The following is an 18,242-nucleotide window of genomic DNA, read 5'->3' on the forward strand; positions in this document are numbered from 1 at the left end:
TTAGTTAAGGCTGGCTATAGGTAATATTTTTGGGTCTTTTTGTTGTTCTGATAGGCTTCATATGATTTTTTGACCCCTTCCTTTTCCGAAACCTCGGCCACTGCCACATCCCACCATGCAAAACCGGGCACCCCTTTCTTGCGGTCCACCTCAATGTAGATCACCGTTGTTCGGTCTATGGTCTTTGCTTTTTCCAGAGCTTTTTTCAACTCCACCACATTGGACGCCTTTATCACATGGGCGCCCATGCTGGCTGCGTTTGCCGCGTAATCGACCGGCAACAACCCTCCGTCCAGTTGTGAGGTCTCTTCGTTCCTATATCGGTAATAAGTGCCAAACCCTTCGCTCCCCAATGAAGCGGACAATGACCCTATGCTGGAATAGCCATCATTGTTCAATAGGATTACGGTGAGTTTCTGCTTTTCCTGTATTGAGGTGACTATTTCTTGGGACATCATCAAATAACTGCCATCACCTACCATAACATATATTTCGCTATCGGGCCTTGCCATTTTGGCCCCTAAGCCACCTGCAATTTCATAGCCCATGCAGGAATAGCCATATTCCAGATGGAAGCCCTTTGGGTCCCTTGTCCTCCAAAGTTTATGAAGGTCTCCCGGCAAGCTGCCCGCCGCACAAAGAACAATGTCCTTGGCATCGGAAAAATTGTTCACGGCACCGATGACCTCACCTTGGAAGGCAGGGGTTTCGTTCCTTTCGCTATAGATTTCGGACACGAAGGCATCCCAACTTTGATTGAATTGTTCAACTTTGGCCCTGTAGGTATCACTTACTTGAAAATCAGCAAGGCGTTGGTCCAATTCTTCCAAGATTGCCTTTGCATCCCCTACCAAGGGCAATGCTCCATGCTTGAACGAATCAAATTCTGCCACATTGATGTTGATGAAACGGACTTCGGGGTTTTGGAACCCAGATTTGGATATGGTGGTAAAGTCGCTGTACCGAGTACCAATACCGATGACCACATCGGCTTCTTTGGCCATTTCGATGGCCCCTGGAGTACCCGTAACCCCCACAGCTCCCAAATTTTGGGACACATCATAAGGCAGGGATCCTTTGCCTGCATAGGTTTCTGCAACAGGAATCCCTGTGCGACCTACTAACTTTTGCAGTATCTCTGTAGCTCCACTGTAAATGGTGCCCCCGCCGGCTATAATATATGGTTTTTTACTTTTTTTGATCATTGAAACTGCCCTTTCCAGCAAGGTCCCATCGGGCATGGTCCTACCTATGGTCCATACCTTTTTCTGAAACATTTCGCTGGGAAAATCAAAGGCTTCTGCCTGAACATCTTGTGGGATACTTAGGGTAACGGCTCCTGTTTCGGCCGGGGAAGTCAGGACCCTCATGACCTCGGGCAAGGCAGTGATCAATTGTTCGGGACGATTGATACGGTCCCAATATTTTGATACGGGCCTAAAACAATCATTGACCGATATGTCTTGGGTAGCACTGGATTCCAACTGTTGAAGGACCGGGGCCACTTGTCGTGTCGCAAAAATATCTCCAGGTATCAGCAGGACGGGAATCCTATTGATGGTTGCCAATGCCGCACCGGTCACCATATTGGTGGCCCCGGGACCAATAGATGTGGTACATACAAAGGTTTCCAAGCGATTCTTCACCTTGGCATAGGCCACTGCCGAATGGACCATGGCCTGCTCGTTCCGCGCCACATAGAAAGGGAATCCTGGTTCTTGGTGCAGGGCCTGCCCCATTCCTGCCACATTACCATGTCCCAATATCCCAAAGCATCCGGCAAAAAACTTGTGTTCAACGCCGTCCCGCTCCACATATTGGTTATTAAGGTATGTAATGGTGGCCTGGGCCACTGTCAATCGTATTGTTTTCATTGATCTTTCTTTTTGGTTATTTCTGATGGGATGCCCAGTGCACTACCTCTTCTTCATTACATCCCTTTGCTCAAAACCCTCCTTTATCCTCTATGAATTTTAATGATTCCTCCAGGGTGGGCATAAAATTGGCACAGCCCTTCTTTGTCACTACCTGGGCACCGCTGGCATTGGCCATACGGCACGCTTTGTATAGATCCCATCCTTGTAACAGACCATACAAGAATCCTCCTGCAAATGCATCCCCTGCTCCCAAAACATTCAAAACTGTTACCGGGAAGCCGGGCACATCGGTGCGGGAGCCATCTTTGGAATAAATGCTTACCCCATCTGCACCTCTTTTTACCAATAAGGTCTCAATTCCTGAGGAAAGCAACCATGCAATAGATTTTTCAATATCCCCTTTGATTTCGGGAGCCGATATCTGTTGATCTTTTATGACGACTTGTGATGCTTCGCTCAAAGTCGCGGCCAATATTTCCTCCTCGGTACCAATGGCAATCTTCACCTTGGACAAAATGGCCCTTACCGTGATTCCAAAGGCACGGTAGTCATGCCACTGATCTGCCCTGAAATCGAGGTCCAACACAATGTCAACATCATTTTTTTGGGCTATCTCGGCGGCAAAAAAGGTTGCGCTCCTACTGGGCTCAATGTTCATGGCCGTACCATTGATGAGCAATATCCTATAATCTTCTATGTTGGCCTTCAGCACATCGTCTATATCTACTTGGCTATCGGCCGCATTATCGCGATAATAGACCAAGGGAAACCTATCGGGAGGTTCAATGCCCAAAACGACCGCACTGCTCCGTGCTCCATTTTTGACCGGGATGCAGTCTGTGTTCACCTTTTCCTTGTTCAAAAAGTTGACGATGAATTCACCTACTTTATCGTCGCCCACGGCAGTGAGCAGACTGGGTCGGAGCCCAAGCCGGGCACAGGCCACCGCTATGTTCAGGGGAGAGCCTCCCACAAAGGCATCAAATCCTTTGATATCATTAAATGGGGAACCTATGTTCTGCGAATACAGGTCAATGGAAGATCTTCCGAAAGTGATCACATCGTATTTCTTGTTGCTCATCTTTTAGTGTTTGTTCATTTGTGCGGTAACCAAGGGCAACCTATCATCCTTTGTTTTCCATGAACCATAGATCCACTCATGGTCTGGATCTGTGGTATTGGCCAAGCACTGGTCGGTGCCGGCCAAAAAATTGAGGTAGTAGCAATGGAACCCATGTTCCGCCACCACTGGATGAAATCCCTTTGGGATCATAACCACATCATTGTGCCGTGGGCGAACTATTTCGTCCAAGGAACGGTCTGCCGTATATACTTGTTGAATGGCATAGGCCTCCGGTTTTTGGAATTTGTAGAAATAGGTTTCTTCCTGTATGGGTTCCAGTACATTGCCTTCGCCGTCCACTATTCTTTCATCGTGCTTGTGGGCCGGAAACGAGCTCCAGTTCCCCGAGGGGGTATATACCTCACGGACGACGATCTTACTACACCCGAAACCTGGGGGTACCAAATCGTTGAACTGCCGGGTAGCATTGTCTCCACCAAAAATCACCACTGGTGTTTCCCCAGGTGTCACAAATTTTGCAGGAAAGTCCACGTCAGATTTGCACCATCCGTAGGCAATGTCCAGCATATCACTGGTGGCAGTCAATACAAAACTGCTGTTCCTTGGAAGATATAGGGTATGTGCCACCCCATCAAAAACACTTGTTCTCCCATTATGGGTCTCCCAAGTTCCTTTATCGCTCCCTACCTTGAAATTGCCGCTCAAAAGGACAATGACCATTTCATTGCCCTGGGTTTCGTGTTCCCACTTTTCCCCTTTCTTCATTTCACGTGCACCAAAACTCAAATAGTTCCAATTTGCCGTTTCCGGGGTCACACTGTGGTAAATGCCCTTGGCTTGTTGGGGTTTGACCAATAGATATGAATCTTTCTTCATTTTCTTGTGACTATGGTTTGTTTAGATCTCAATTTTTCTGCCTTGCCTGTTGCTCCCAACAGGTCAAATTTTTGCAGCATGAACTTCTCATATTCCTTGATATATTCCCTGCCAGGAAGAATGGGATCGAACAGCTCGGGGCTGTTCTTGAAAAATTCCCTGTGGGTCCTTGTCCATAGCAATCGGGTATCTGTCGCAATATTGATTTTGCAGACTCCATATTTTATGGATTTGACAATTTCTTCAGGCGAAACACCGGCTGCTCCCTCGGTCAGGTTTCCACCTGCATTGTTAATCCGTTCGATCTCTTCCACATTTACCGCCGACCCCCCGTGCAATACAATAGGGAAGCCTTCCAAACGATTTTGTATCTCTTCCAGAATATGGAACTGGAGACCTTGCCCTCCCGAAAACTTATAGGCCCCATGACTGGTGCCCACGGCCACGGCAAGACTATCGCAATCGGTGGCCCCCACAAAATTGGCCACTTCGGAAGGCTTGGTATAACATGAGTGTTCCTCATCTATAGAGATGTCATCCTCCACTCCCGAAAGAACCCCCAGTTCGGCTTCCACTACAATATTTTTGGCATGGGCCTCATCGACCACTTTTTTGGTCCTTGCCACATTGGTCTCAAAATCGTCATGGGAGGCATCTATCATTACGGATTGGTACTCTTTTGAGTTTATAGCATCCAGGGCATGCTCTTCATTGCCATGGTCCAAATGGACAGCATATACTACCTTGGGGTATATCTTTGCCGCAGCATCGATCATAGCGGACAGCATCCTTGCATGTGCGTAGTTTCTTGCCACAGGGGTCAACTGTACCATAAATGGAGCATTGGCAAGCTGTGCAGCACTAAAAAGGCCGTGCACCTGTTCCATGGTAAAAACATTTACCGCGGCTATGGCATATCTTCCATAACAATCATCAAAAAAAACCTTTGGAGAAATTATCATTTCCTTACTTTTTAATAGCTCATTATAAGCCTAATGCCAAGGGTAAAAGAACAAAAAAAAGGCTATGTCCGAAAGCTTTGGGGCGAAAACTCCATGCAAAGGTTTGCATGAAAACTGCATCAAAATCAATCGGAAATACCCACTGAATCTTCCCGGGAGGATGCCCTCACGACCAGTTCCGGCTTAAATACTTCCATTCTGAATTCTTCGTTGGAGTTTGTGTTCTTTATCCGTTGCAACAATATTCTTGCGGACAGCATGCCCAAACTGTACACCGGTTGCCAAACGGTGGACAATGCAGGAGAAAAGTATAGGGAATGGGGCTCGTCATCAAAACCGACGATTGAAATGTCATCCGGGATTGCCAGTCCCATTTTCTTGGCCACGTGCATGGCTGAAGCGGCTATGTTATCATTAATGGCAAATATGGCATCAGGGGCATCTTCGAGTTCCAGTAATTTTTTGGTGGGTTTTATGCCATCTTTATGGGAAAAGCCCTTAACGTGCTGGATGTAGTCTTTTCGCAAGGGCACCTTGTTCTTCTCCAGAGCATCAAGATAGCCTTGGAGCCTATGCTTTGTGGTGCTCAGATTCAATGGCCCGCCCAAGTGTGCTATCTTGGTGCAACCGGAACGGATGAGATATTCAACTGCCTGATATGCTCCGGAATAATCGTCCACCAAGACCTTATCCGCTTCCAAGCCGGGACAGTCCCTATCGAATACGACAACCGGCACATCATTGTTCTGCAGTCTGCGGAAATGGTCAAAATCCTTGGTGGCGGAAGAAGGGGACACCAAAATACCATCCACCCTCATCTTCGACAATTTTTTCACTAGGGTCAGCTCTTCTTCGTAGGACTCGTTGGAAAGACAGATCATAATGTTGTATTCCGATGGTCCGATCACATCCTGTATGCCCGTGATGATCGCAGAGAAAAAATGACTGGTTATCTCCGGCACGATTACCCCTATGGTATTGGATTTTTTTTGAAGGAGTCCCAAGGCCATGGGGTTGGGCTGATAATCCAGTTCCTCGGCCAATTTTTTGATGGCTTTCTTGGTATCTTCACCTATCGCGGGATGATTGTTAAGAGCCCTTGAAACTGTGGAAGGGGCAAGTTTGAGCTTGGAGGCAATATCCTTTAAGGTGACACGTCCCTTTTTCATAGTGGATAGGTATAAATCTTTTCTTCATCTGGTTCTTTTGTACTTTTCAACCCTGAACAGGTACAACTGTTTAAGGTTGGAAGTGACCTGTAAACAAAATACAATAATTTTTTTCCATTACGAGTCCAGAGATTTGGTTACTGCAAATTTAAAATCATAATGCATTGATTATCAATGAAAAAATATTACCTATCTAGATATCGCTCAACCAATCCAAAAGTAATTGTCCCCATTTCGACAACCTTCCTTGTTGCAGGGCCATGGCAAAGCCATGTCCGCCATAGGGGTAAACGTGCATCTCAACCGATATCCCTTTGTCCTTGAGTGACTTGGCGAGCTGAAGACTGTTTTCCAGCGGGACCACTTCGTCATCAGTACTGTGGAGGATAAATGTAGGAGGCGTGTTTTCCCTTACCTGCAGCTCGTTGGAATAGTGTTCCACCAAATTGTCCGAAGGATCTGGCCCAAGCAGGTTTTTTCGTGAACCGTTGTGGGTATGGTCCTGTTTCATGGTCACGACCGGGTAGATCAGTGCCATAAAATTCGGTCGGTTGCCCTCTTCAAAATGTGTTCCCAATGTAGAGGCCAAATGTCCACCGGCCGAAAAACCCATAACCCCGACCTTGTTGGGGTCAATGCCCCATTTTTCTGCATTTGAACGGATCAATTCCACTCCGCGTTTGGCATCCATCAAAGGGGTCAGGTGCGGAATCTCGTTGGATCCGTCCTCTGGTAGCCTGTATTTTAACACAGCTGCCGCTATGCCATAACCGTTGAGCCATTTGGCAATATCGGTTCCTTCCTTATCGTATGCCAGTACTCCGTATCCTCCCCCGGGGCATATCATTACCATTTTGCCCGTTTTGATGACACTGGACGGCAAATACACTTCCAAACTGGGCTCGATGACTTTTGAGATGACCCGAGCCTGGGCATTTTTTTGTTCTTCTTGCAGGTCGGATTTCTTTGCATTTGGGATTTCACCTTCCCAGAGGGGCATGGTGTGGTTTTGGGCCATACACAAATGGAATGACCATAAAAATAGTATTGATACAATATATCTCATGTTCCTGGTTTTTGTCGATCATCAACTGTTTTGAGCCTTTAAATTTTATTGTTCCCTATAGCTCTGGACGCCCTTATTTTAATCGCAGCCAACGACTTTTTCCAACTCGTTCTTAACTTTCTGTTGTTCCACATAGTTGGTGTACAGGCCTTCGTATGGCCTATCGGAAACGGCAAACATGACATCGGTGCAACGGATATTGTCATACTGACCGTCACCCGATGCGCTTTGCATGTGGAAAATCCGGCTGATGTAACTGTCGTCTTTTGCATCAATGAACGCCCCGATATCATTGCCATAGTTCCCAGGGTTTCTCCAATCGGGCGATACCAATTTGTTGTTCTCCCTATACCGCCTGAGTTGGAGGAAGTTTTCTTGCAGCATGCCGTCAGTCGTGGCAAAGGGCTGAAAGTCGTTGGTGTGTTCACTTTTGGTTATGTTGTTGTTCGGCTGTATATAGAGCACCACTTTTCCGAGCAATCCTCCTTCCTTGGATCCGTTTTCGTCCATAAAGTACAAGGTCTTGCCATCGACTATCTTGTTTTGGTCCACCAGATCCTCATTATGGAATCCATTGGAACTATGGTACCTCAGCTTGTTCCCAAATTTTTCCTGCATCAACCGAATGATGTTTTGCCACTTGGCATCTGCCAACCATTGTTCATATTCCTTGAGCTCTGTCATGATGAACAGGGGTTCATGCCCAGGGTTGTCATTGCTCCAATTGGCGATATATGTTATCCAATCTTCCAAGAAAATGGATGATGGATTGTCCACACTAAGATCCACCTCATCCCCTGGGGCATCATGTCCCAGAACAAGTTCCCCTATTGCTATGGATATCAATTGGACGGATGTATCTTTTTGTAAAAAAAGGTAATATCCATTTTCTGAGGGGTACATATCCGCTTCCGCACCGGACAACATATCCGACTCATTGTTGTACTCATTGACCAAATTGGGCTTGTCATTGTCCATGATCAATTGTGATCCCTTTACATCACCATTGGCGGCATAGGAACTCACAAAGAGCTTGCCGTTGATGAACGAAGCCTGTACCGTGCCGGTGAGCAGGCTCGATGTGCTTGTTTGGCTACCGTTTGTTGTCCAAGTGTTTCCATTGGTATCTACCGATTCGACCTTGAAATTGGTGACGGTGTTCACGTTGTGCCTGAACATGTAAAGGTCGTTGTCCTGCTCAAAAGGGTACAGGGTTTCATTGGTAGGGACGGAATTTTGTTCATAGCGTGTTTCTCCAAGGGCAACATCTCCGGCATCAAAAGAGATCTCGATGATCTTATAAATGGCATCGTCCTTGGCATGCACTGTTGCGTAGGCTGTATTGTTGAACACAAAAGTGGACAGGTTCACATTGGTGTCCCCTATGTTTCCTGAATGCACGGGAGTCAGTGAAGTGCCATTGAAACTGTAAACGATAAGGTCACCGTCCAATGGTTCGTATCCAAAAACATATAGCCCGTTCTGAAAAGCCAGTATTGAAAATTTCCTGTCGACTTCGTCCAAACCTTCGCCCGTATTCTCGTAAACTATTTGGGGATTGCCATTGTCCAGGCTGAATATTTTGATGCTGGCCCCGGTTTTTGAATAGGAAAGGATATGCGGTTCTCCCATGTGATCGAGCACTGCAAATTCATCCACTTGCTCTGCCCAAGTTGTCTGCAACGCTTTTTGGGTATGGAAGGTGAACAGGTCGAATTCGAAAAACCTGAGCCCCCTTTCCAATTGTGTCTCGATCCCTTCCCTTTTCATCCCTCCAAGGTTTCCCGAATAGGAATTGTGGGTCCCCGTGAAGAAAAACTGTCTATATATGGCGGTCGTGGAATCCGAAACAACAGGATCTGGGTCGGGGTCCAGATTTTGTCCCTGCTTTGGAGGGTCTGGCTTTACAGTGGGTTCTTCGCCGTCCGATGAACAACCGTAGGCCACAAAAAAGCCCATCAATGCGATACTGAAGAGAGTTAATCTTGTCATAAAACTAATATAAAGTATAAAAAGGGACCTGACCGGGTCCCTTTTCAATTAAAAATAAATCCATATCAATTATCCCTGTTGCAGAATTCATTGTTATCTGTTTTGTCGGCAACAAAATTAGGTTTATGGGCATCCTCCCATTGGGGTGCGTCGGTATCAAAATCGTAATTGCACATTACATTACTGACATCCCAACCCGATAGGTCTTGGTTAAAGGAAATGTTTTCCTTGAACAGGTTTTGCATGTTGACCACATTGCTCACATCCCACCCAGAAATATCCTGGCTGAAAGCACAATTCACACCACCGAACATGGTCTCCATATTGTCCAGACCGCTGACATTCCAGTTGTTAATGGAGGGGTTGTTGAAGCCACTGTCCTTGAACATGTCCCACATGCTCACTACTTTACTTACATCCCATGCGCTGAGGTCTCCGTTATAGTCGGACTCCCTGAACATTTCGCGCATGGTGACCACATTGCCCAATTTGTCTCCCCAACCTGAAAGGTCTTGGTCAAAGGCATCGTTCTGCCTAAACGTGGATTGGAAGTTTGTGACGTTGGAAACATCCCAATTGCCAATGGGCTGGTTGAACGGACAGTTCCTAAACATGTTCTTCATGGTCGTGGCACTGCTTACATCCCATCCGGATATGTCCTGATTGAAGGCGGACTCACTGAACATGGTCTCAAAAGTGGTCACATTGCCCACATCCCATTGGCCTAAAGGCTGGTTGAAATTATTGGCCTTGTAGAACATGTCCCACATGCTGGTGACACTGCTTACATCCCAATGGTCAATGTCACTGTTAAACGAAGTGGCTTCCCTGAACATGGCCCTGAAATTGGTGGTTTCACTGAGGTCAGGGGCATCTTCTGCCGTTATCTGCAGATTGGTGCACTTTCTAAAATAACCGCCATCATTGCCCAACTTGACCTGTCCCCAGTTGGTGATGTCGATGATATTCGATGCACTCATCTTAGTCATATCAAAGTTGAACCCGTTGATTTCTCCCCAAACGGTGACCGTGTAGTCCCCGGCCTCAGCGTAGGTATGCGTGGCGGACTCAAGGTCGTAGGTGGCCACAATGCTTTCCTGGCCATCGCCCCAGAACACTTTGAAGTTGTAGGTCCCCGTTTCTATAAGTGGAAGGGTTATACTGCCATTGGCATCCACTCTCCAAACGGACACAAATTCCACATCGGACTCAAATGGCGCCAATACTTTCAGGTTGACGGTATATTCCTCTTCCAACCCAAATCCGGATACCAAAAGCGTGGAAGTCCCGGTAGAAAAACTTTCCCCGGATGCGGGGGATGTTGTGATCCCCTCCTGCAAATGGATGGTGAGCACCATTTCACTGGCATCACAATTCTCTGGAAGGGAAGCTGTAATACTTCTGGAATAATTGGTGACAGATACCTCAATATCTTCCTCAATACAAGGGTTTTTGGATGCTTCGATGATTATGGACTCGATATAGACGTCCCTATCATCAAGGGAAAAGTTTGTACTGTCCACATCACAGGAACTGAATGCAGCTCCCATAAACGCGGTCAATAGAAGTAATTTATAAAATCGTTTCATTATTTGTGCTTTTTTGATTAATAGCCTGGGTTCTGTTCCATTTCCGTAATGTCAACTTCAGCCTGTGGAATAGGGGCCAGCAATCTTATGGGATCAACAGTAATACCTCTTCCCTCTGTTTGGAAGAAACTGTTCATGATCTGTATGGCCGTACCCGTTCTCAAGAGGTCGTACCAGCGGTGGCCTTCACCTGCCAATTCCAAACGTCTTTCAAGTGCAATGGCGGCACGCATACTTGTTTGGTCCGTCGCAGTGGTCCCGCCAAGATTGGCCCGCTCCCTTACCAAATCCAGATAAGTTCCTGCCAGTGAGGTCTTGTTGTTCTCGTTCAGGCATTCCGCATAGAGTAACAACACGTCCGCATACCTTACCACATAATGGTTGTCCCCGGCATCTTCCCTATTACTGTTGGGTGATGGCGTCCATTTGTTGATATAGTACACATTGTTGGATTCGTTGATCAAATTTCGGCGAAGATCTTCTGCCCCATATAAATTGTACAGGGAACTTTCCATTGCCATGGCCCCCATGCCCCCTTGGTCGTCAGGTTGGGTAAATATGTAATAGAACCGGCTTCCTTCACTCATTCCATCTAAATTGGAAGCGAACTGAATACTGAAGACATCCTCATCGTTGCCTTCATTTTTCACACCAAAAAGACCATCAATCGGAGCAAGGTCATATTTTTCGGAACCCACGATGATTTCCAATTGTGCCTCTGCCTTGCCAAAATCCCCCAATCTCATATAATGCTTGGCAAGAATGGCACGTGCTGCATATTCATCTGCCCTTCCCGCACTATTTGTTTTTGGCAAGAGTGCTATGGCATCCAACAGGTCTACCTCGATCTGCGTATAGATTTCGGCCACCGGGGTCCGGACATCATCAAATGCATAGGTGGGGTCGTCCACCTCCAACACCAAGGGAACGTCCCCATAGATTGTTGTGAGTTGTTCATATAAAAATCCCCTGATGAACTTCATTTCACCGATCCTTATATTTTTAAGGGACTCACTATCATATAAGACATTGTCGATCACATCCAACACAGTATTCGCATAGAAGATACCCTCGTAGGCATTCTCCCATATACTTTCCACAAAACCGGTGGTGCTGGTCCATGAAAAATCTTCCAAAGGCCTCGCCCCTCCATTGGAGTTTGGAGCTTGGATATATGCATTGTCAGAAGGAATCTCCCCCCACAGGATCATATAATAGTCATAGAGTGCCTGAAGTTCGTTGTATGTAGCGGTCACTGTTGATTCAACATTGTCCTGTGTGGTGTAGTAGTTGTCGGCCAAGATGCCGGTTTCCGGAAATTGGTCCAATTCGTCTTCACATGCAAAGCAAGAAAGTATTGCCAAAGTGTAAATATATATTCGTTTCATAACCATGGTTCTTTTTTATTGGAATGTTAGATTGATGCCCGCAGAAATAAGTCTGGGAACGGCAGTTGTACCAAAAATATGTCCTCTGTTCAAGGGGTTGCCGGTATCTCCACCATCAGGGTTCATCCCCCTGAACTTGGTCCAAGTGTGCAGGTTGTTGGCAGAGACATACACGCGCAGGTTTTTCAGGTGCAATTGCTCCAATACATCGGAAGGTATGTTGTACCCCAACTGCACGCTTCTTAATCTCAGGTAATCCGCATCAAGCACATTGTAATTGGTAGGGTTTCTACTGGCGGCCCTTGTAGCGGTGTTGCCATAGGCATCGGGAGGGGCCAAAAACCCATCGGGATTATGAACCGGATCCCAATAGTTGTTGAAATAGTGGTAGTTGGTATTGGTAAATGCCTCTCCATACTCCAAATATCTGGACGTGTTCTCATCAAAGGCCATTCTGCCCACGGTTCCATTGAAGTTCATGCTCATGTCAAACCCTTTATAGGCGAGGTTTATTCCAAAACCATAGGTTACCTCGGAGTTGTAATCACCCAAAAGCACCCTGTCATTGGCGTCGATGATATCATTCCCGTCCGTGTCTTGGAAGATGTAGTCTCCCACTTCTGCCGACAGGGTAGTGTTCTTTCTGTTGGTATATTCGGCCACTTCTTCCTCGGATCTCAAAATCCCGATGATCTTATAGCCGTAGAGGTTTGCCAAAGACTCTCCTACCCGGGTAATAAACCGTTGGTTCCCTCCTTCGTACAACTCTTCGGCTCCTCCAAGGGAAAGAATCTCATTATTGTTGGTAGCCAAGTTGGCATCAAATCCAAAGCTCAGGTCGCCCAGGTTGAAATTAGATCCGTTGAGTTGGAATTCCCAACCCTTGTTTCTCATTTCCCCAATGTTCTGAAGGGAATTGTTGAAACCTGTGTGTTTGGGTACTGGCCTGTCCAACAAAAGATCGGTAATGTCGGCCACGTAGTAATCGACCCCCAGCCTGATCTTGTTGAAAAAGCTCAAATCCATTCCAAAGTTGTTGGAGGTGTTGGTCTCCCAAGTAAGAGCATAGGATGGGGCACTGGATGGGGCGGCACCCGGATGTAGCGTACCATCATAGGGATAGTCCCTTCCTGTACCAATGGAGGCATACTGTGCGTAGTTGCCGATTTGGTTGTTCCCTGTTTGTCCCCAGCTATATCTAAATTTTGCAAAGGTAAGTACATCATTTTCCGGGAAAAAGGATTCATTGCTCAACACCCAACCTGCGGAGAATGAACCAAAGGTTCCATACCTGTTGTCCCTTCCAAATCTGGAGGAACCATCAGTACGTATGGATCCCGACAGGAAATAGGTGTCCTTGTAATCATACATGACCCTACCAAAATAGGAGAGCTGTGTCCATCGGCTTCGTGATGCTCCTGCCGTCTGTACAGTGGATCCATCTATGTTTTCAATGATATCATTTGGGAAATCGAACCCATCTACAGAGAGTCCAGATGACGAGCTTTTCTGAAAACTCTGTCCTGCCAAGGCATTGAAGGAATGTTGGCCTATATCCAAGGTATAGTTGGCCGTGTTCTCAATGAGCACGTCCCCTTGGTCGCTCCTGCTCTCCGATCCCTGCTGGGAGTTTCTTTCACTGATTAATTCGCGATAGGCACCTGTAAGCATGGGTGCGTATTGATCGGTGAACGAGGCCCCCAACAAATACCCCAGCGAGGTCTTCAATTCCAAATTGTCTATGGGCTCATAGGAAAGATAGGCATTCCCAAACGTCCTGAACTCCCTTCTATCATACTTGGACAATTCTGCCATGGCCACTGGGTTTTCCTGTTGGTTTGCATTGTAAGGCCTGTTTGCACGAATCTGTGCTTCAATATTGTAGCCTGTGGGGTGTGAATCATCGTAGGCAGAGAAAAATGGGTACATATATACCATGGCCCTACCGGCAGGATCTATAGGATACCGATATTGGTCACTCCCGTTGGTCAGTCCCCTTTCAGAATAATATCCGTTCATGTTCACCCCAAACTTCAGGCGTTCACTCAATTTGGTATTTAACTTGATGTTGGTGGTATACCGTTTTTGGTCTGCAGTGATCACTATACCTTCCTCGTCAGTGTATCCCAATGAAACTGAATAGTCCGTTGCATCGTTCGAACCCGATACGTTTACATAATGATTCTGTACTATCCCTGCCCTGTACACAGCGTCTTCCCAATTAAAGTCCGTAAGTCCCGGCTCATTATTCAAGTAAGGAATTGTGTAGTCCAAGAGGAGTTCACGCACATTGGCCCCATTGGCAATGCGTTGCGCCTCTGTGTCATTCACGCTGACATTGCTATGGTTTTTCAGATATGCATTGTTTCGTCCGTCCCTAAAGAAAATAGCCGCATCATAAGCGTTCAAAAGGTCGTAGGTCCCTGTACGTTCCTGTATCCCGACCACGGAATTGATCTGGACGGTCGTTTTTTTGCTCCGTCCTTTTTTTGTGGTAATCATAATAAGCCCATTGGCCGCCCGAGAACCATAAATGGCCGAGGAAGCCGCATCTTTGATGACATCTATGCTTGCAATATCGTTCGGGTTGATCACATTCAACGAACTGCCCTCTGCAAGCGGAAAACCATCGACCACCACGAGTGGGTTTGCGCTTCTGGTGATGGAGCCTGCACCCCGTATGGTTATAGTGTTACCATCGCCGGGATTTCTTGCGTTGGTCAAAATATCGACCCCTGGCAGTTTTCCCACTATGGCCTGATCAAAGTTGGCGTTGGAATATTCCTGTATGCTTTCCGCATCTATACTGACCACCGATCCTGTGATTTTTTCTTTTGAACTTGTTCCATAACCGATGACCACTACATCATCAAGAACATTGCTGGCTTCCTTTAAAACAAAATCAACAGTGAGCGTTGATGGGCCAACGGTCTTTTCCATTGTTTCAAAGCCCATATAAGAAGCCACCAAAACAGGTTTGTCTGAACTGGTCACAATGGAATATTCACCATTAAAATCGGAAACAGCTCCATTGCTGGTTCCCTTTTCCACAACACTGGCCCCTGGAAGAGGGTATCCCTCACTATCGGTAACAGTACCGTTTATTTTCTTTTGGGCCCACGAAACCGTTGTGAGGCCAATAAGAAAAATGAACATCAAAAATTTAAAGTTCTTCATATTAGGTTGATTATAATTGTTAATTCGGCAACCAAATAACAATAAAAAAACGATTTCGATAATACGCCCACATCAAAACTTTATGCAAAGGTTTGCATTGGTTAACCTTTAATTTGCAAGCATTTAACCCTTCGTTTAAACGGTATTTGAAAACATTTGTACAGGTCCAAGCCAGGCCATGTAAGGAGTGGGCACAAACCCACATACAACTCATTGATCCTTAAGCGCTGAAAGACATTTTTACGCAAAGGTTTGCACAATGTTTTTTTATGAAATGCCTTATTTATCGTTGCTTTGGGATTCCTAATACTTGCAGAAAATATTGATAAAAGTCAATTTCCCTCCAAAACCACTGATTTATGTGCCATACAATAGATAGATATAAAAAGATGAGCATCCGTTTAATGATCCTACTTGGGGCATTCACATACATTGCTCAAGTTTCAGCACAAAGGGTACATTCCCATAATGATTATGAGCAGGCCGTTCCTTTTTGGAATGCCTATTCAAGTGGGGCGAATTCCATTGAAGTGGATATCTTTTTAAAGAACGGCACCCTTTATGCCACCCACGAAGCATCTGAAATAAAACCCGACCGTACCATTGAAAACCTATATCTACAACCCATTGAGAAAATACTTTCGTTGGGCATGGGAACCCAAAAATCCCTGCAGTTGTTGATCGATATCAAATCGGAAGCAGAGCCTACCCTTAAAGTTTTGGTCTCCTTACTGGAAAAATACCCCCATATTACTGAAAATGAAAAAATAAGCCTTGTCATTTCTGGGAGCAGGCCGCCTGCAGAAAAATATGTGGACTACCCATCATTCATAACGTTCGATTACCAGAGTCTGGAAACCTTGGACGATGCAGAAGCATGGAGCAAAGTGGCCTTGATCAGCCTCAACTTTAAAAAAACATCTTCGTGGAACGGATTGGGAAGATTGACCACTGAAGATCTTATCAAGGTAAAAGAAACCATTGATAAGGCACATAACCTTGGCAAACCCTTCAGGTTTTGGGCTACTCCCGATACAAAAACCGCATGGAGGTCGCTTAGTAATCTTGGCGTTGATTTCATCAATACGGACCGACCATTTGCCTGTTCGGAATTTATGACCTCACTGAACGAGCGAACATACCGGAACAAAATCTTTTCGGAAGTCTACACCCCTACCTATGCCCCAGACCAAACTGATCGGCCTTTAAAAAATATCATTCTCCTCATTGGTGATGGCAATGGTCTTTCCCAAATCTCTGCTGCTACTTTGGCCAATGGCGGTGCATTGACGTTGACACAGCTTAGGAGCATTGGCTTTTTAAAAACGGCCTCCACGGACGATTTTACCACAGATTCCGCTGCTGCCGGGACGGCGTTGGCCACGGGGAGCAAGACCTACAACCGTGCCATAGGTCTGGACACCTTGCGACAACCACTCGCCAATATGCCCGAAATGTTGTCCAAGTACGGTTATGTGTCCGGCTGTATCACCACGGACAAACTTACCGGGGCCACGCCTGCTTCTTTTTATGCCCACCAAGAAGATCGGTCCATGACTTCTGAAATAGCCTCAGATCTTCCCAAGGGCCAGCTTTCCTTGTTTGTGGGGGGCGGGAGAAAGGATTTCAATGATCCAAAGGACCTATCAGGTTTCACCCTCCTTGATCATATAGAAACCATAGGAGGTTCCAAATACGATAAAGTTGGTCTTTTCCTTGCAGACGGCGATGTACCCAGTATTATGGATGGTAGGGAAAAGATACTTGCAGAGGCCACCAAAAACAGTATCGGCTTCCTGCAGGCCAAGAACAAGCCCTTCTTTTTGATGGTGGAAGGTGCCAAAATAGATAAGTATGCACACCAAAACAACGCGCCGGGCCTGATAAGCGAAGGAATCGATTTTGACAGGGCCATATCAGAGGCCATCAAGTTTGCCGATGCCTCAGGGAACACTCTCGTCATCATCACCGCCGACCATGAGACTTCTGGTTTCAGTATCCCACAGGGCAATCTCAGTGACCATACGATTGAAGGAGACTTTACCACATTTGACCATACTGCAGCCATGGTCCCTATTTTCACCTATGGGCCTCATTCACATAAATTTCAGGGTGTTTACGAGAACAATGAGGTTGTCCGCAAGATTATGGAAATCATACAGAGTTCCCATTGAGTTCTCCACAATTTAAGTTTAGTTGGCACTTCCAGTAGGTGCGAAAGTCCGGGGCATTTGTTCCCGGGCTTTTTTGATTACGATCTATATATTGAAGGGTTTCCATAAACTTTCCTTTTGCGATTCCCAGTGACCATCCAATGTGGATGACTGTCAACAATAGGTTTACATTTCAACAACCATCAAGGCCCTTTTTGATTTTCTCAAAAAATAAAACAAAATGCAAAGGTTTGCATAAAGTAATAGGCCATTTCTTCCATATAATTGAACAAATAGGATTTATTTGTTTACCTAAACAGACCAAAATTCCATCATTGTGAATACCATACTACGAAAAGTCACCCTTGTCGCATTTCTTTCAATTGTGTTTGGATGCGTCAACTCAACACAAAGATCCACCGATAACGATGACTTGTCCCAAAAGACGGAGAGACCCAATATCCTTTTTGTTTTTGCGGACGATCAGTCATGGTTGCATACCAGCGTATTTGGAGACAAAGTGGTAAAAACCCCTGCATTTGACAGGATTGCGGAAGAAGGGGTCCTGTTTACCCATTCTAATGTCAGAGAAAGAAGGTGAGGCTGAAAAGGAAAGGGACCATATTTTTACCGCAACCGAAAGACATACTTGGTGCAGGCCCGAAGGAGCCACTTATCCCGCCCGGGCCATCCGTACCAAGGAGTATCTGTACATCCGAAATTTTGAATCGGAAAGATGGCCTACGGGCGGACCGGATTTTGTGTCCTCCAACCGAACTTATCATGGAGATGTGGATGCCAGCCCCACAAAGACCTTTATCCTTGAACATGCAGAACAATACCCAAATGAATATGAATGGAATTTTGGAAAAAGGCCTATGGAAGAACTCTACAAAATAGCCGATGACC

General features: G+C 46.0%; 12 protein-coding genes and 1 pseudogene. 3 read left to right on the forward strand and 10 right to left on the reverse strand.

Going from position 1 to position 18,242, the window contains the following annotated elements; all coding sequences use genetic code 11:
• Positions 1 to 14: 14 nt before the first annotated feature.
• From iolD to FOT42_RS14135, 10 genes are all read right to left on the reverse strand, one after another.
• A complete protein-coding gene (gene iolD / locus FOT42_RS14090) occupies positions 15 to 1,874 on the reverse strand; it encodes a 3D-(3,5/4)-trihydroxycyclohexane-1,2-dione acylhydrolase (decyclizing) (protein WP_151891173.1) in 1,860 nt (619 codons plus the stop codon).
• A 70-nt stretch (positions 1,875 to 1,944) separates the two neighbouring features.
• Positions 1,945 to 2,958 (reverse strand): 5-dehydro-2-deoxygluconokinase, encoded by a 1,014-nt coding sequence (gene iolC / locus FOT42_RS14095; RefSeq protein ID WP_151891174.1) that lies wholly within the window; start codon positions 2,956 to 2,958, stop codon positions 1,945 to 1,947.
• Between the two features lie 3 nt (positions 2,959 to 2,961).
• A complete protein-coding gene (gene iolB, locus FOT42_RS14100) occupies positions 2,962 to 3,837 on the reverse strand; it encodes a 5-deoxy-glucuronate isomerase (protein ID WP_151891175.1) in 876 nt (291 codons plus the stop codon).
• Positions 3,834 to 4,799 carry a class II fructose-bisphosphate aldolase gene (locus FOT42_RS14105; RefSeq protein ID WP_151891176.1) on the reverse strand — a complete coding sequence of 322 codons (966 nt, stop codon included), beginning with the start codon at positions 4,797 to 4,799 and terminating at the stop codon, positions 3,834 to 3,836. Before FOT42_RS14105 ends, iolB begins: the two co-directional genes overlap by 4 nt.
• 125 nt (positions 4,800 to 4,924) lie before the next feature.
• The gene (locus FOT42_RS14110) at positions 4,925 to 5,968 is read right to left on the reverse strand and encodes a LacI family DNA-binding transcriptional regulator (RefSeq protein WP_151891177.1); all 1,044 of its coding nucleotides are present in this window, start codon (positions 5,966 to 5,968) and stop codon (positions 4,925 to 4,927) included.
• 193 nt (positions 5,969 to 6,161) lie between these two features.
• Entirely contained in the window at positions 6,162 to 6,968 is an 807-nt protein-coding gene (locus tag FOT42_RS14115) for an alpha/beta hydrolase (protein WP_226789906.1), read from the reverse strand.
• A gap of 144 nt (positions 6,969 to 7,112) precedes the next feature.
• Positions 7,113 to 9,026, reverse strand: coding sequence for a hypothetical protein (locus FOT42_RS14120; protein ID WP_151891179.1), 1,914 nt, complete (start codon positions 9,024 to 9,026; stop codon positions 7,113 to 7,115).
• A 65-nt stretch (positions 9,027 to 9,091) separates the two neighbouring features.
• On the reverse strand, positions 9,092 to 10,615 hold the full coding sequence (locus tag FOT42_RS14125; protein ID WP_151891180.1) for a BspA family leucine-rich repeat surface protein: 1,524 nt from the start codon (positions 10,613 to 10,615) through the stop codon (positions 9,092 to 9,094).
• Positions 10,616 to 10,632: 17 nt separating this feature from the next.
• Complete coding sequence (locus FOT42_RS14130) at positions 10,633 to 12,003, reverse strand: RagB/SusD family nutrient uptake outer membrane protein (protein WP_192938407.1); 1,371 nt, start codon at positions 12,001 to 12,003, stop codon at positions 10,633 to 10,635.
• Between the two features lie 15 nt (positions 12,004 to 12,018).
• Positions 12,019 to 15,180 carry a SusC/RagA family TonB-linked outer membrane protein gene (locus FOT42_RS14135; RefSeq protein WP_151891182.1) on the reverse strand — a complete coding sequence of 1,054 codons (3,162 nt, stop codon included), beginning with the start codon at positions 15,178 to 15,180 and terminating at the stop codon, positions 12,019 to 12,021.
• A gap of 359 nt (positions 15,181 to 15,539) precedes the next feature.
• Between FOT42_RS14135 and FOT42_RS14140 the strand changes: the two genes are divergently transcribed.
• From FOT42_RS14140 to FOT42_RS14150, 3 genes and pseudogenes are all read left to right on the forward strand, one after another.
• Entirely contained in the window at positions 15,540 to 17,354 is a 1,815-nt protein-coding gene (locus FOT42_RS14140; RefSeq protein ID WP_226789907.1) for an alkaline phosphatase, read from the forward strand.
• Positions 17,355 to 17,718: 364 nt separating this feature from the next.
• Positions 17,719 to 17,934, forward strand: a complete 216-nt coding sequence (locus tag FOT42_RS18500) for a sulfatase-like hydrolase/transferase (protein WP_226789910.1) — start codon at positions 17,719 to 17,721, stop codon at positions 17,932 to 17,934.
• Positions 17,915 to 18,242: pseudogene (locus FOT42_RS14150) on the forward strand (sulfatase family protein); the annotation flags it as partial. The gene FOT42_RS18500 and the pseudogene FOT42_RS14150, both read left to right, overlap by 20 nt.

This window comes from Flagellimonas hadalis, from assembly GCF_007785775.2.
Classification (GTDB): domain Bacteria; phylum Bacteroidota; class Bacteroidia; order Flavobacteriales; family Flavobacteriaceae; genus Flagellimonas; species Flagellimonas hadalis.

Excerpts from the sequence above, each read along its gene's own strand:
- iolD (WP_151891173.1), bottom strand. The coding sequence starts at position 1,874 with ATGAAAACAATACGATTGACAGTGGCCCAGGCCACCATTACATACCTT.
- FOT42_RS14135 (WP_151891182.1), bottom strand. The coding sequence starts at position 15,180 with ATGAAGAACTTTAAATTTTTGATGTTCATTTTTCTTATTGGCCTCACA.
- FOT42_RS14110 (WP_151891177.1), bottom strand. The coding sequence starts at position 5,968 with ATGAAAAAGGGACGTGTCACCTTAAAGGATATTGCCTCCAAGCTCAAA.
- FOT42_RS14130 (WP_192938407.1), bottom strand. The coding sequence starts at position 12,003 with ATGAAACGAATATATATTTACACTTTGGCAATACTTTCTTGCTTTGCA.
- FOT42_RS14115 (WP_226789906.1), bottom strand. The coding sequence starts at position 6,968 with ATGCCCCTCTGGGAAGGTGAAATCCCAAATGCAAAGAAATCCGACCTG.
- iolC (WP_151891174.1), bottom strand. The coding sequence starts at position 2,958 with ATGAGCAACAAGAAATACGATGTGATCACTTTCGGAAGATCTTCCATT.
- FOT42_RS14105 (WP_151891176.1), bottom strand. The coding sequence starts at position 4,799 with ATGATAATTTCTCCAAAGGTTTTTTTTGATGATTGTTATGGAAGATAT.
- iolB (WP_151891175.1), bottom strand. The coding sequence starts at position 3,837 with ATGAAGAAAGATTCATATCTATTGGTCAAACCCCAACAAGCCAAGGGC.
- FOT42_RS14125 (WP_151891180.1), bottom strand. The coding sequence starts at position 10,615 with ATGAAACGATTTTATAAATTACTTCTATTGACCGCGTTTATGGGAGCT.
- FOT42_RS14120 (WP_151891179.1), bottom strand. The coding sequence starts at position 9,026 with ATGACAAGATTAACTCTCTTCAGTATCGCATTGATGGGCTTTTTTGTG.
- FOT42_RS14140 (WP_226789907.1), top strand. The coding sequence starts at position 15,540 with ATGTGCCATACAATAGATAGATATAAAAAGATGAGCATCCGTTTAATG.